7 protein-coding genes and 1 CRISPR repeat array (1 of these 8 running past the window's edge) are annotated in these 13,960 nt (G+C 41.4%); of the genes, 4 read left to right on the top strand and 3 right to left on the bottom strand.

The features are described from left to right. Nucleotides 1-4,646: direct repeats of the CRISPR family, unit length 32 nt; unit sequence TTCGCACCTATCACAGGTGCGTGGATTGAAAC (it extends 4,911 nt beyond the left edge of the window). A 72-nt stretch (nucleotides 4,647-4,718) separates the two neighbouring features. From I3255_RS03030 to I3255_RS03020, 3 genes are all read right to left on the bottom strand, one after another. After that, nucleotides 4,719-5,411: a hypothetical protein gene (locus I3255_RS03030; RefSeq protein ID WP_238036719.1), complete on the bottom strand. Its 693-nt coding sequence runs from the start codon at nucleotides 5,409-5,411 to the stop codon at nucleotides 4,719-4,721. Between the two features lie 65 nt (nucleotides 5,412-5,476). Beyond that, the gene (locus tag I3255_RS03025; RefSeq protein ID WP_238036717.1) at nucleotides 5,477-6,145 is read right to left on the bottom strand and encodes a hypothetical protein; all 669 of its coding nucleotides are present in this window, start codon (nucleotides 6,143-6,145) and stop codon (nucleotides 5,477-5,479) included. 65 nt (nucleotides 6,146-6,210) lie between these two features. After that, on the bottom strand, nucleotides 6,211-6,837 hold the full coding sequence (locus I3255_RS03020; protein WP_238036714.1) for a hypothetical protein: 627 nt from the start codon (nucleotides 6,835-6,837) through the stop codon (nucleotides 6,211-6,213). 160 nt (nucleotides 6,838-6,997) lie between these two features. On the opposite strand from I3255_RS03020, the gene I3255_RS03015 reads away from it, so the two are divergent. From I3255_RS03015 to I3255_RS03000, 4 genes are all read left to right on the top strand, one after another. Next, nucleotides 6,998-7,249 carry a helix-turn-helix transcriptional regulator gene (locus I3255_RS03015; protein ID WP_238036712.1) on the top strand — a complete coding sequence of 84 codons (252 nt, stop codon included), beginning with the start codon at nucleotides 6,998-7,000 and terminating at the stop codon, nucleotides 7,247-7,249. Between the two features lie 357 nt (nucleotides 7,250-7,606). Then, nucleotides 7,607-8,116 (top strand): hypothetical protein, encoded by a 510-nt coding sequence (locus I3255_RS03010; RefSeq protein WP_238036709.1) that lies wholly within the window; start codon nucleotides 7,607-7,609, stop codon nucleotides 8,114-8,116. Continuing rightward, nucleotides 8,113-10,599, top strand: a complete 2,487-nt coding sequence (locus I3255_RS03005) for a hypothetical protein (RefSeq protein WP_238036706.1) — start codon at nucleotides 8,113-8,115, stop codon at nucleotides 10,597-10,599. Before I3255_RS03010 ends, I3255_RS03005 begins: the two co-directional genes overlap by 4 nt. Then, nucleotides 10,586-13,930, top strand: a complete 3,345-nt coding sequence (locus tag I3255_RS03000; protein ID WP_238036703.1) for a site-specific integrase — start codon at nucleotides 10,586-10,588, stop codon at nucleotides 13,928-13,930. Before I3255_RS03005 ends, I3255_RS03000 begins: the two co-directional genes overlap by 14 nt. Nucleotides 13,931-13,960 lie beyond the last annotated feature (30 nt).

Here is a 13,960-nt window from a genome sequence, read left to right as displayed (position 1 = left end):
TGGATTGAAACATCCCTAACCTCTTGGTCGTCGCTTATAGGCATTTCGCACCTATCACAGGTGCGTGGATTGAAACATCAGCTTTGATTGTGCTCGTTTTAGTATCAGCTTCGCACCTATCACAGGTGCGTGGATTGAAACAATACCCATAATTGAAGCGCGTGGTGGTAGCTTTTCGCACCTATCACAGGTGCGTGGATTGAAACGTGTTGATAGTATCGGGTATAGGCTGGACTGCCGTTCGCACCTATCACAGGTGCGTGGATTGAAACGTATATGCGAACATAGCGTTACTGGTTAAGAACATTCGCACCTATCACAGGTGCGTGGATTGAAACTCATACGCTGTCTGCGTCTTACCTGACAGTGTTTCGCACCTATCACAGGTGCGTGGATTGAAACTCGCGTAACGCTTGTTGCTCAGGTTGACCTTGATTCGCACCTATCACAGGTGCGTGGATTGAAACATTTGACGTAATCATGAACTACTCAGACGCTTTGTTCGCACCTATCACAGGTGCGTGGATTGAAACCCTTATAACCAATACATTAGCAATGATGTTAATTCGCACCTATCACAGGTGCGTGGATTGAAACACAACAACTTACAGGCAGTCGATTGGCTGCATAACTTCGCACCTATCACAGGTGCGTGGATTGAAACAAACTGGTTATTAATAGATATATAAAGCTTTTGTTCGCACCTATCACAGGTGCGTGGATTGAAACTAACGTGATAGATGGTAACTTTGAATATACAGGTTTCGCACCTATCACAGGTGCGTGGATTGAAACTTGTCAGGTCGGCTCAAGCGTGTTTTCTTTAGCTTCGCACCTATCACAGGTGCGTGGATTGAAACACGGTTGCCACACCAGACACAGCAATCATGACGTTCGCACCTATCACAGGTGCGTGGATTGAAACTCAAGCACTTTAGCTTTCTCAGCAACCTTAATGTTCGCACCTATCACAGGTGCGTGGATTGAAACTAAGCCATACTTGATGTACTGGCTTAGTTTGCGTTCGCACCTATCACAGGTGCGTGGATTGAAACCTGCTTGCTTGGCAAAAAGCAGCACGCGCCACCGTTTCGCACCTATCACAGGTGCGTGGATTGAAACAAGCTTATCTAGAGCACTAATCATTTTAGGTGATTCGCACCTATCACAGGTGCGTGGATTGAAACATGACGCCAAACATACCTCTGGTCGCAATGAATGTTCGCACCTATCACAGGTGCGTGGATTGAAACTCTATAACACCATTCTAGCAAATCAGGACGGTTTCGCACCTATCACAGGTGCGTGGATTGAAACATCATAAATGAAGATAGCACCGATAGGGGGAATTCGCACCTATCACAGGTGCGTGGATTGAAACTGATGCTGCTGCTGATCTTATTAACTCGGGTGCTTCGCACCTATCACAGGTGCGTGGATTGAAACGACTGATGTAATGGAGCCTGTCAATTATAACGTTTCGCACCTATCACAGGTGCGTGGATTGAAACTTGCAGCGATTGATTAATCGTGTGTTTGGAGAGTTCGCACCTATCACAGGTGCGTGGATTGAAACGTTTTTATCTAGCTCACGGCCAATAGCGCGTAGCGTTCGCACCTATCACAGGTGCGTGGATTGAAACGCATGAGCACTCTAATTAAGAACTTAGACCATCTTCGCACCTATCACAGGTGCGTGGATTGAAACTTTAGAAAGGCAGGCATTAAGCCTGAGGAGTTTAATTCGCACCTATCACAGGTGCGTGGATTGAAACTTCGATGGGCTGCAAGAGGCAAGCAAGCAGGGGTTTTCGCACCTATCACAGGTGCGTGGATTGAAACTCGTTTCCCACTGGACTGAATTTAACAGCGAGTTCGCACCTATCACAGGTGCGTGGATTGAAACGATAGGCCATGTCGCTACAAGTTTGCAAGAGGTTTCGCACCTATCACAGGTGCGTGGATTGAAACCAACCATTCGTGCTGAAAACTCAGAGATATGGGTTCGCACCTATCACAGGTGCGTGGATTGAAACTGTAAATGTTGGTTTACAGGTGTTACGCTAGATTCGCACCTATCACAGGTGCGTGGATTGAAACTAAAAAGAAGGTAATGCAGAAAGCATTAAATGCTTCGCACCTATCACAGGTGCGTGGATTGAAACTAAGCTCATGCCTAGCTGTTTGGCAATAGGTGCTATTCGCACCTATCACAGGTGCGTGGATTGAAACTGACCATTTATATTGATAGGTACAACCTTGGCATTCGCACCTATCACAGGTGCGTGGATTGAAACCAGTAGTGCGTCAGCAAGCGTATAAGATGAAAGTTCGCACCTATCACAGGTGCGTGGATTGAAACGAGCTGCTGCAACAACTCTTGCATCGCCTGTTGTTTCGCACCTATCACAGGTGCGTGGATTGAAACCGCGTAACAGGCGCAGATTTGCGCAGCAATCTATTCGCACCTATCACAGGTGCGTGGATTGAAACTTTTTAGCTGATACATAGCACATAAATAGAATCTTCGCACCTATCACAGGTGCGTGGATTGAAACGGCAATAATGGTGTTTTTTGCGCGTGATGCTTCTTCGCACCTATCACAGGTGCGTGGATTGAAACAGGCTGTTATCTACCTTGTCTTGCTTTAGGGGTTTCGCACCTATCACAGGTGCGTGGATTGAAACTGCTGTGGCTGCTGATAGCCTTGGTTGTTCTGTTTTCGCACCTATCACAGGTGCGTGGATTGAAACTTTGCGCTGTCAAGAACTATGAGGATGAATTGGATTCGCACCTATCACAGGTGCGTGGATTGAAACAACGACAGCATGTTCATCGTGTTTGTGCAAAAGCTTCGCACCTATCACAGGTGCGTGGATTGAAACTAAGAGCTTAAACAGCCCTACAGACGCATTAATTCGCACCTATCACAGGTGCGTGGATTGAAACATTGTGTCGTAGCACGTATAAGCATCCCCATTTTCGCACCTATCACAGGTGCGTGGATTGAAACCCATTCTAGGTATTCATAAATATAACCCCAAGGTTCGCACCTATCACAGGTGCGTGGATTGAAACAACCTGCCAGCGATGACGCTTGGCAACCTACCAGTTCGCACCTATCACAGGTGCGTGGATTGAAACATGAATCGAAGACGTATCACCACCCATTGCTAGTTCGCACCTATCACAGGTGCGTGGATTGAAACATGACGACAGCAGAAGCAAGACCAAGACCAGCATTCGCACCTATCACAGGTGCGTGGATTGAAACTAATTCTCGCAAGCCTTGAACATCAAAAGAGCCTGATTCGCACCTATCACAGGTGCGTGGATTGAAAATTTAATTAGAGTGGGGCGTTTTTTTTGTCTAAAATTCGCACCTATCACAGGTGCGTGGATTGAAACCGATACCATCAACGTAAACACTTTTGGGGATTTCTTCGCACCTATCACAGGTGCGTGGATTGAAACTATCAAATCAACGTAATACTGTGCATCGCAATATTCGCACCTATCACAGGTGCGTGGATTGAAACATAAATCGTTGACCGTGGTAAGGCCACTTTATCTTCGCACCTATCACAGGTGCGTGGATTGAAACGCTTTTACTATCCAAGTTTGGCCAAAGCTTTGATTCGCACCTATCACAGGTGCGTGGATTGAAACTATCAAACGCTATCAAACTCGCTCTTAATAATTTCGCACCTATCACAGGTGCGTGGATTGAAACTAAATCCGCAAGATTGGGCAGAAATAGAACAGATTCGCACCTATCACAGGTGCGTGGATTGAAACAATCACATCGTCAAGTGTTGTAGGCATCACCGTTCGCACCTATCACAGGTGCGTGGATTGAAACGTTATAAACCCACTCATGTGATTTGTCGTAGTTGTTCGCACCTATCACAGGTGCGTGGATTGAAACATACGCTGTGGGCAATCAAACAGGTTTTGCAATTCGCACCTATCACAGGTGCGTGGATTGAAACGCCGTTAAGTCTAAACATACTTGTGTTGGTGATATTCGCACCTATCACAGGTGCGTGGATTGAAACACGGGCATGTTGTACCTTTTAAGAATATGGGAGTTCGCACCTATCACAGGTGCGTGGATTGAAACAAAGAAGAAACAGACGACGAAACAATACGTAAGTTCGCACCTATCACAGGTGCGTGGATTGAAACATCAATTAATGCTGCAATACGCTCTTTTTGATTGTTTCGCACCTATCACAGGTGCGTGGATTGAAACCTCATAGTGCATGGCAATCACACCGATTGAGCTTCGCACCTATCACAGGTGCGTGGATTGAAACAGAAGTTTGGATAACTTGGAACCCTGAAAATATTCGCACCTATCACAGGTGCGTGGATTGAAACGCCTATTACGGCGCGGGTACGGGTCGGTGGGCTGGTTCGCACCTATCACAGGTGCGTGGATTGAAACTTGTTAAAAGGTGGCGGTACTGCTGCTTTGCTTTCGCACCTATCACAGGTGCGTGGATTGAAACAATCAAAAAGCAAGCAGAGGCACAAGCTAGATTTTCGCACCTATCACGGGTGCGTGGATTGAAACAGTTAATTGCTTATTACTAAATGCAAAAAATGCATTCGCACCTATCACAGGTGCATGGACTGAAACCAGAAAAAAAGCACAAATAATATCAACTCTTTGTGCTTTTTCCTTCTAACCATCTTACTGAGCACTTTTAATCTACAACCCCAAATAACACATCACCGAACGACTCTTAGCATCAAACTCACCACCTCGAAGCTCATCCAACTCATCACTTGTGGTTTTAAAGACAGATTTCAGCTCTACAAAATTCGCATTTTTAAAATACAGCGTATCGTATACATAATCACTTTCTGGCTGATAAAACAGCTCCAAGCGTGATAAGTCATACCCACGGTAGGTGGCATTATTAAAATCTACGTAATAATGCACACCTTTGCTGTCTTCTACCACAGAGATATTTTTAACAGCTTCTCTATAGTTAGCAGGAAGTTTCGATCGATAATCAGGTTTGACATAAGCGGTGTAACTGCCATCAGCTTTATACTGCTTTGCCATAAACGACTCTTGAAAAGCGTCAAATCTTTTCTGAACCTGATTCTCTTTAGTGCCTTCAGTATAGGAGACTGGATCAAAACCACAGCTGTTTTCAAACCAGCCGACCAAGCCAACCAAATCTGTCTTTGATGCCCCTTTTATTTGTGACGAAACAGCGGTTTTATTGATTGGTTGCGCAATGCCTTGTTTAGGTAGATTTGAGGTAGTCATGGTTTGTAAGTCATTCATAACGCCAGTCATCTCACTACAACCTGTCAAAGCAGCTCCCACACTCACAACTACTGCCAGCATCATCCTACGCACTGGTATGTCCAAACGAGTTTTCATATTCATAGCCATCTTCCCTTTTATCAATCGTTTCAATAGATCATTGTTATTCAGCATTTTTAGGCTAATAGCTACTTGAGACCAATCGCATAACTCCATGGTTGCTGCTGAAGATCATAGGTCTGAATGGCTTTGAGTTTGAAATCTTTACGGTCATAACTATCAGGGCTATTACTCAATTTTTCTTCTAACTTATCCATGGTTGGATAGTAGTCATCTTGGCTAAAACTACCAAACAGCTTTTTGGCCATAAAATCGTGATAATCACCGTTATAGCCTGATACCTCAAACTCGGTATAGTATTTGTCCTGAGATCTATTAACCACTAAGCTATCAGGTAACTCAATACGCGAAGGACAATTAAAACATCCTGGGATGAACTTGATATCTTCAAGCTTTACTTGGTTAAGAATGTCTACTGTTTTAGTACTTTTAGCATTGAAACTTGCTCCGCTCGACGTTGCTTGATAACGGCACTTCTCGGTATTGGGTGAGACTTGAATACGTGTTATCAGATTTCGACTATTAACACTCACGTCAAGATTACAGTCGTACGCGTCGCTATTACTATAACCACCACCTTCTTGTTTTTTGAGGCCAAGCTTATACTGACTGTTCACTGTCTTGACCTCTTTACCTAAAGAGCTGGGTGATAAAAAGCTATTGTAGTCAGCTGCTATGGCAGTAGTGCTCAACGTTAAGCCAAGCATAAGGCTCAGGCAAAGGGTTTGTTTGTTCATAATACTTATCCTTTTATAAGTTAATAATTAATCAATTTTAGTCTGCTTTTGTATTATAGCCATTATTAATTCAACAGCGCACTTAATCTAGCCACCCATTGATCAGCATCGACACTATCTGCTGCAAAAAAGTCATATCTCGGCTGCTCAGGGTTTCTGATGTACACACTCACATAGTGCTTACTGATTAAACTTCGTGTGGCGCCATACTGATTTTGCGTTTCTACTCCTTGCGAATAGGCCTGCCAACGCTGAACATCCACAAAGTCACAGACAATGACCTGAGGTCTGACTTTAGGATCAAGCGTAAAAGCAATGCGCTTAGCTTGCGCATCAACCAAAATCCCCACCGATTCATAATCCACCTGAAAGTTATGATTTTGTACGAGGTGCTGCTTAAAGTAATCATGATTCTGCTGGAAATAAGCGGGAACCTTGTCGTTCCTGATGAGTCTAGCAAAAGCCTTAAATTGCGAACCTATCATTGAAGCTATAAATCCAAGTATGGCAGCGATAAGGTATATGAGAAATACGGTATCAAAAGGCACGCCCATAATTAAAAAGAGCACTGATAAACCACCCACCACTATCCAAAATTTCTTATTAGTAAGAAGCTGTGTCGACCAGCTAGGCTTGCCTAAATTAAATTTAGGTGCACGGTTGTCAGGAGCCAATACTGTTTGGATAGTCATTCTTATCACTCTCTAGTCAATTAAAAGTCAGTTTTATTTCCCATATCATCTACACGACAAAAATCCGGCCTACATAGATAAATGGTAATACTACGTTATTCGTAGTAAAAATCAAGAAGAAATAGACGAAATTCGTAGTTTATTTATTTTGAGATGACCTATGAATTTACAGACTATATTTACTAAAAGGTTTAAAGAGGCACGAAAGGCAAAAGGACTTACGCAGGAGCAATTAGGTCTTGCTATTGGATTAGATGAGTTTGTCGCCAGTACGCGTATCAATCGTTATGAGCGCGGCATTCATCAACCGGATTTTCAAATACTGACATTAATAGCCAAGACGCTAAATGTACCGCCAGCTTATTTTTTTGCTGATGATGCGTTGGCGGCTCAGATACTTGAGTGGCGGTAGGATGGTTATAGTTAGATATAAAATAAGCGACTAGATAATATTCTTATCTATTTATATTAGTAGCTAAGCTTCAATCGACATGAACTCTCTTGTCGTTTCCCTTCTTCTTTATTCAAAATCATTAACTTTAACTATCATCCCGTTACTATAAGAAAGACTAAGCTGATATAGAGAGATATAAAAAGTTTAATTACCTATTAATAATTGTATTCTATCCACACACGTCAACAGTTGACGTCTTGTTTCTAGTCTTCAAACTATTATCTGATTTTTGGTTTTATTTATTATAGAGTGGAGGTAAACAAGTGATAAATGCCGACTTAAATATTTAGAGAGTATGGACTAAGTGAGGAAGAAATGGATAGGATATCAATAGCTAAGCTTCAAAAAAACACAGTGACGATACATCCAGATATCATTAGTTTGTTCGATATTTACGTTAATCATATTCGACCTTCAATGGGTAGTCATGATATAGAAATGGAGCAGAACCGAGTCTTCTTCAGACCTACATTATTTATTAAAGAAAAGACAGTATGGTCGATGGTCAATAATTTCGAACTCTACTACTCCTTAAAACTGTTCAGCATAGATCAAAAATTAGTCAGAAAAGATGTGAGTATAGGTAGCATAAGTGAAGAGCAGTTAGTGTCTGGCATACCTTTTTATGAATTGGTTGACATCATCGCTCGGTATAAAAAGCTCTTAGACATAAAGCTTATCTATACCTGCTTAAATGAGATTTTAACTATAAGTATGAACCAAGCGTTATTTAACAAAAACACCTTTCCTATTACTACATTTTGTCAACTCATAAATATCAATGAGCAAACCTACCATAAGCGATCTTCTGAGAGTGTTTTATGACGAAAAATACTGAAGGCATTCATGAACAGCGAGAATGGCTTAGTACGCAAACATTAACAGATATTGTTAATACACTTAGCGATGATGAGGTATTCATATACCCAAAAGAAGTTTTAGCTGCCATATCTGCCATTGTTATTTCGGTAAATGATAGCTATGTATATCCGGATGACTCTGTTCAAGATTTGTTCGAGTGTATCGTACAGATATTACAAACAGAACCCGTCGCTCGCCGCTATATGGAGACTAGCAAATCAGCACTGGCACGAAAGCCGCTGATGATGCAGCTACTCATTCTCATGCAGAACCCTATAAACAGAGTCCCCCATAATTTTCTAAGAAAAAATCTGATTTGGCTAGCTATAGCAATGCACACCAGCGTACTGCTGATGCGGCATGGTATAAAAAAGCACACTGATAATATATTAATGCAGTTTAAACAAGCTCAGTTTTCAAGCTCTATAAGACGAACGTGGATTTGGCGTGAACTACCCGACTTGCCTCAGATGACCATAAGTGTGGAGTACATATCTACCCTTCTCAATAATCTATTAGAGCAGAAAAAAAGTGAGTTTGAGGCATTAACTAACAACCCTATTAGTGACTCAGTCAAAGCAAAAAGTGAAAAATCTATATTGAAGGCCAAGCTTGGCCAAATAGATAAAATAACGATCGCCTACCAGCACGCATATAACTTACAGGCAGCAAAACCTAAACGTAAAAAACCACCAAAAAATAATAGTATCAAGCCTATAAAATTATCTGATAACAATCCGATATATCAAGCTGACTCTAATATGCCGACTCATAACTGGGGTAGTACACATAGCGACAATAATTGGAGCAGTACACCGGATGACATTGAGCATAATGCTACTGCTGTAGATCTGGGATTTCTAGATGCCCATACAGAAACTTATGAAGGATTAACGACGAGTTTTGAAGAGTATCTCGATCACAATGAAGCGCCATATATCAGCTACGACAACTATCCAGACCCTCTCATACAGCAATCTATACCGCTACAAACTATTGATTTGTCACTGCAGCAAAAATATATGGCCCAGCGTAATCTTGCGCTCAATTCTAATACACGACTGCTATCCCTTGCTGGTTACCAAGTCCTATTTGCCGCGCTACACCAAGATGCCAAATCTCTACCAGAGACAGAAACGAATAAAATCTGCGCTGGTATTCTATTGCTCTCAATGCTGACTGGTCTCCCAGTTAAATCGTTACTCATATCAGGTTATATCGGTCATCCTAGTATTTTTGGTATCTACGATAAAAGAGCTTACATCAAACACAGCCTTGGTATTACTAAACGCTCTGTTAGTCAGACATTAACGAAGCAAGATTACGAAAACCACTCTGATGACATCAAAATCCCACTACCTTTATGGCTAATTGATAACCTGATTGCTTGCAAATTGCCTGTGAAAGCGGACTTTATAGCTTATCTCGCTGACTTACGTAGTAGCCTTGGTCTACCTTACCTTTCAGTCAATCGAATAGAAACGGCATTGCACGTTGTACTCTCTCGCTATACGCCAAATTGCCATGCGCATATCGCCGATATTATTTGCCGCACATCAGCACCTCATGCTCCAGCAATGTACTATAGCAGCCATACCAGTGAGGAACTTCTTGCACACTATAAATCAGCACTGAGCGTATTTAATAGTCATAGTGACTTTGACTTAACTTATATCACGCCTTGGCATAAATATGCGGTGGGCTCAGCTTTTGCACTCACGCTCAAAACTGTATATAAGATTATAAATGGGATGAAGCACTGGGCGGAACAGAGTACAACTCATGATATTCACTTTAATAGAATCAGTATTTTAGTATGGTTTGTATTCTGCCTTTTAACCGGCGTGCGACCAAATAATGGTCTTGGAAAAATGTGTAATATCGATCTCGATATGGGCTGGCTTGTTATCAATGATAAGCCTGTTAAAAAAGTGCGAACTGATCGGCTAATTCCATTATGCCCTACTGTTGTACGCCTTTTAACACAATATAGAGACTATCTAAGTGACTATGAGACTAAACATCAATCAAAGCCAGAAATCAGGGAGACTATCGATAGTATCCGCTTAGGTAACGATGAAGCACTATTGAAGCTCTTATCTGCAAGTGTAAATAATCTAAAAGACATCAAGCGAGGCGATGCCTATCATATGACTAAAGACATCATTGATGCCAACCCTTATTGGACACGTCATTTCGTACGTACTCAGCTTGAGAAATATGGCGTTCAGCTTCCGCTAATCAACACCGTTATTGGTCATGAAAAATCTCGACAAGAAGTATTAGGTCGTTTTTCATCGTGCAGTAAAGCAGATATTAAACGTGTTGCACCTGTATTTGAGCAGATCGCTGAGCAGTTAGGGTTAAATCTTATAAAAGTGAACAACTATTCTAAGCTCAGCCGTACTGAGAGAAGACTTGTAGAGGCAGACCATGCTCATAGATAATATCCACCTGCCAAAAATCATTGATGGTTTAGCAAAATTTGATGGTAGAAAAAAACGTTACGTGCCTTATCCTTCTGAACTAAAAGATGATGTCCCTAAAAATTACGACATAAAGCTATTGGCTGACTTACAGACCGAGTGGGACTTCTTGCAAAAATCCTATCCTGGCAACATTAGGCTCACCCAATCTATTAGTAAATATTACGGACACTACGAACAAGTACTTTGGCCAGATAGTCGCACCTTTTTCCCTATGCCGAGCCCTATAAGTCGTGCTGATGAGTTATGGCTGCCAGAAAGCCAAGTGATAGGTCAGTTTCAGCGTGATTTTACTAATAAGCTAAAGCCTTTATCTGGCGAAGGGTTCGATAATTTTCAAGCTATTGTTCAGGACAAAATCTCTCAAGCCTATAAAACAACCAAAACCTTAAAACAAGCATGGCAAACTGTCAGTCAGTTTATTGATTATCAAAATCAACGTTACATGCTTGCAGAACACTATTATCCTAAGATAATCGCGCCGCAGCCCATAAAGTTTAATCCGTTGACTATTAATGACGACTGGGTCAAAAACGGCAAATCACTGGTCAAAATTATTCGCGCAGTAGAGCATGATTGGGAGCAAACAGCCGATTACAGCCAAGAGGAAATCATAGGCTGGCTGATATTCTCAGGGATTGTATATGGCGGTATCAATGAAGTACAAATGCTTCAAGGGTGGCTTACCTCATTGCTCGCCAAAGAGTATCAGCCATTCATCAAAGAAAGGATAATAGTCTCACCGCGTTTTGTCCAAAAGCGCTTTGGTAACGAGCGCGAAGAAGGAAGTGACAAGCTTTATAACACTAAGCAAATCATTGTAGATGTGGTCAGTCAGTGTTGGCTGCTTCGTTACCATAAAAACAGCAGCCCAGCAGAGACCGAACGTACACTTGCTAAGCTATCAGCAGCTAAGATTAAACAGTATGTGACCTTAGCTTTGTCTGACGTGATCAAGCCTTTAGGTATTAAGCCACTTCCCTTTTCAAGGTTTTTATATTACGCCAGTTATCACTGGGAGATGCTCGATGGCGCTGACATTGACCACGCTTCAGTTGGGGTGCTGCGAGGTATGCATAACACTACTGGACTGAGCACGCAAGACTTTGATTGGTTTTTGAACCAAAAATATCAGTATAAAGAGGAGCCGTATGATCTAGAACATATCTTGACGCTGTCTATCAGCAAAAACTCTATTATGCAAAAAGAGACGCCTAGCAGTTCTAACAAAAAGATAGAGGTTAGAAAGTCTGATTTAATTATGAATCTGACTAAAGACTTCAAAATGGAAGAAAAACAGAAAAAGAAAAAAACTAGCAAAAAGCCACCTACTCTTATTGAAAGAGTACAAAAACGTTATAAGCAATACGATGATTTAAGTGAAAAAATTTTATTAGATTGGGTACTCAGTTTGCTAAGCCGAGAAGGACCACCGAACAACGTAACTATTTTGAAATATATCAGAACCATAGGCTATGAATGGTTATATTTCACAACAGCGCAGCCGCTTGACATTTGGTCAGAGGAAGAGTTTGAAGAGCTCTATGAAGATATTTTAGAGTATAAAGCTGTCGTACGTAATAATACTGACATTGTATATTCTGCCAATTTATTAAAGAATATGCACAACTTTGCCAAGAGTAAATACAACCTACCCTCCGTGAACTTCCAACACGCCAAAAATGGTCGACGTGTACGTGCGGAGCTGATATCACCGCAAGCGTACCAAGCCATTATTACTCAGATACTGGGTTCTGTAGATATATTGGAGCGGGAGATGTTCGCGCTTTTATTTATCTTAGTCTATCGTACTGGCATGCGCAAAAAAGAGCTGTTGGGACTTAAGTATAATGACATCGAAGGCTTAAAAACAGCCACACCCTCAGTGGTGATCAGGCCCAATAGCTACCGTCCAACTAAGACTCAAAGTAGTATTCGCCGCGTTCCCTTATTTGCTCTCCTCAAACCTAATGAGCTGAATTTTTTTATTAACTTTGTGCAGAGTAATATTGGCGACAACTCAAACAAATTTATCTTTACCTTATCATCGGATCAGCGCCCTATTGATGACCATGTTCCGTTGCAATTACTCAAACGAGTCTTAAAAGACATATCAGCAGATGATAGTGCGGCAGAGCATACCTTTCATGGGTTTAGGCATACGGCGGTGAGTAATCTATCTTTAGCGCTATTAGGCCATCCAGATCTCGTGGAAGCCCTAACCGATTATGACAAAAACGACATACTACGCATACAACAAGGCTTACTCGGAGAGCATATAGATGCACAAGATCGCTGGTACGCTCTATCAGGTATTATGGGACACTTATCGCCTGAGCGTAGCTTTGAGTATTACAATCACTTTGCTACTCTAATGGCTACTTATGCGTTAAGCGTCTCTAATATAAAACTGCCTAAACAAACACTGCTTAACCTTACCAAATCTACTAAAATTAGCCCAAGAAAGATCAGTGATAATGCTGACATTGATGATAACGGTATGATCAATATGTCTAGTATACGTACACTTTTATTTAAAAATATCATAGAAGGCAAACGCAAGTCACCGAAATTCACGATCGAAAACTGTGATAAGCAACTTCTCTTGAGTACCAGTACGCCAGCCACTGATGAATTGTTTAGTCGTTATGGTCTAAACCGAGTACAGCTGCTACTACAGACCTACGATAAAGAGATGCCTTTAAATAAAGCATCCCAGTTAGCAAATATTTCTATTCACGATGCAAAAGTTCTAATAGAACGTGCCAGCGAGGTTGCTGCTATCACTACCAAACGCGGCAAACCTCGCTTTGTTAAGCTATCAGATTCAAATACCCCTGTACTGAGTCCACTGAACATTCAATACCAAAGTGATTTAAGATTGCTCTCGCTTTTGTTAAATAATGCCTATCGTCTACGAGAAAAATCAGAGACTGACTGGACTTGGTTTATTGAGATATGTCGTCAAAAACTCTCTAGTAGCCGAGCATACTTACCATTTAGAAAAGAAGATAAAAAAGAGTTACAGCGGTTCATTGATATTGCTGGGAAACTGCTGCCTTTGAAGCATTGGCTAATAAGTAGCAACGAGTCCTTGTTGACGAAAACTATGTCACCTACCGATTATCAAGATATTAAACAACAATCTAATGAGTCGAAAAATGCTTTCCATATTGGTATTGCTAGTCAAGACCATAGAGAACAAACGAATAAATGGCAGTACTCACCACTACTACGGTTTTTTGTGCATATGATGCTAATCACAGATGAGAAACTATCTATTGTGAGTTGATTTTTCTAAATTATTCACGGATTTATTTAG

Origin of the sequence: Psychrobacter sp. Ps6, assembly GCF_022129235.1 — a bacterium.
Classification (GTDB): Bacteria; Pseudomonadota; Gammaproteobacteria; order Pseudomonadales; family Moraxellaceae; genus Psychrobacter.
Note: the sequence above shows the minus strand (reverse complement) of the source record. Positions and strands in the feature narration are given on the sequence as shown.

Coding starts and splice junctions, on each gene's coding strand:
- I3255_RS03030 (WP_238036719.1), bottom strand. CDS start 5,411: ATGAATATGAAAACTCGTTTGGACATACCAGTGCGTAGGATGATGCTG.
- I3255_RS03025 (WP_238036717.1), bottom strand. CDS start 6,145: ATGAACAAACAAACCCTTTGCCTGAGCCTTATGCTTGGCTTAACGTTG.
- I3255_RS03020 (WP_238036714.1), bottom strand. CDS start 6,837: ATGACTATCCAAACAGTATTGGCTCCTGACAACCGTGCACCTAAATTT.
- I3255_RS03015 (WP_238036712.1), top strand. CDS start 6,998: ATGAATTTACAGACTATATTTACTAAAAGGTTTAAAGAGGCACGAAAG.
- I3255_RS03010 (WP_238036709.1), top strand. CDS start 7,607: ATGGATAGGATATCAATAGCTAAGCTTCAAAAAAACACAGTGACGATA.
- I3255_RS03005 (WP_238036706.1), top strand. CDS start 8,113: ATGACGAAAAATACTGAAGGCATTCATGAACAGCGAGAATGGCTTAGT.
- I3255_RS03000 (WP_238036703.1), top strand. CDS start 10,586: ATGCTCATAGATAATATCCACCTGCCAAAAATCATTGATGGTTTAGCA.